The sequence below is a fragment of the Polynucleobacter sp. 39-46-10 genome (assembly GCF_002282275.1).
Map to the genome: position 1 here is coordinate 1 of NZ_NCJB01000537.1, position 1,118 is coordinate 1,118.

General features: G+C 42.2%; 1 protein-coding gene and 1 pseudogene. Both read right to left on the bottom strand.

Annotated features, from left to right (window positions below; all coding sequences use genetic code 11):
* Positions 1-94 precede the first annotated feature (94 nt).
* Positions 95-619 carry a tripartite tricarboxylate transporter TctB family protein gene (locus tag B7X71_RS17500; RefSeq protein ID WP_293601681.1) on the bottom strand — a complete coding sequence of 175 codons (525 nt, stop codon included), beginning with the start codon at positions 617-619 and terminating at the stop codon, positions 95-97.
* 121 nt (positions 620-740) lie between these two features.
* Positions 741-1,118 (bottom strand): annotated as a pseudogene (locus tag B7X71_RS17505) (tripartite tricarboxylate transporter substrate binding protein); the annotation flags it as partial.

A 1,118-nucleotide genomic window follows, 5' to 3' on the forward strand; every position in this document is an offset into this window, starting at 1 on the left:
ATAAGTTGAATGGCGTCAAGGCTACAGCAAAGCCTTGAAATAGAGCGCTAATTTCTTCCAACTTGATCTCCTTCTTTTTTAATTTTTGTAATTGTTATTGCACGCCAATAATCGCTAATGGATTAAAGAGGGCGCCATGCGGGAGGGGAACTTGGAACCAAATCTCGAAAACCATAAAGAGCGCAACTGATACGCCCAAGCCAACCACAATTGATTTCCAGAGCGCATATTTTCCCAGCCATCTCATAAATATCGCAATGTAAATAAATGCAGAAACATAAATTCCAATTAACTGCATTCCGAGAACGAAAACTGCTGCTGGCAATAGAACAGAGAGAACCTGCTTAAACGGGCCTTTACCAACAAAAGACTCATCTTCTTCACTCTTATCAGCGTAGGCCTTGTAGAAGGTAACTGCACTAGCTGCTGACATGATCAAACTAATGTAGAAGGGAAAATAACCCGCCTCCGGTCCATCAGACCCCCAGCCATTTCCCAGCTTTATGGAGCCGTACATAAAAATCGCACCCAAGACAATAAACAGGGCTGCAGTAATCATATCCATTGTCCGGACGCTGACCAGCGACTCGTGACTATTATTATTTGAATTTTCAGACATTACTTCGATCACCAATATGAAGATTAATTAAAAAAACAATATTGAACTACTTCTAGAAATTACTAAAAGTAAATTTATCTACTCAGGGATAGGGCCCCGGATTCGAGGCCCTATTTAAAGATTACTTCTTAGCCAAGAAACCAGCTTCAGTCATCAACTGCAAATGAAGCGCTTCGTTCAAGGTCAACCAGTTTCTAAATTCCTTACCGGTCATGAAGGTTTGATTAAATGCACCCTTTTCCATGAAGTCTTTCCACTCAGGTGTGGCACGAACTTTCTTGAAAAGCTCTACATAGTAATCAACTTGCTCTTGTGTTACACCAGGAGCCATGAAGATACCGCGCAACATCACGTAGTCAGTATCCACACCAACTTCTTTACAAGTTGGCACGTCGTTCCATGAGAGAGTATCTGTCATCTTTTGCTTGTAAGGCATACGAGTGTCATCAAATACGCACTGAGCACGCAACTTACCTGCACGCCATTGAGCAACGGCCTC

Bases quoted from the DNA above. Each gene is read 5' to 3' on its own strand.
- B7X71_RS17500 (WP_293601681.1), bottom strand. From the start codon at position 619: ATGTCTGAAAATTCAAATAATAATAGTCACGAGTCGCTGGTCAGCGTC.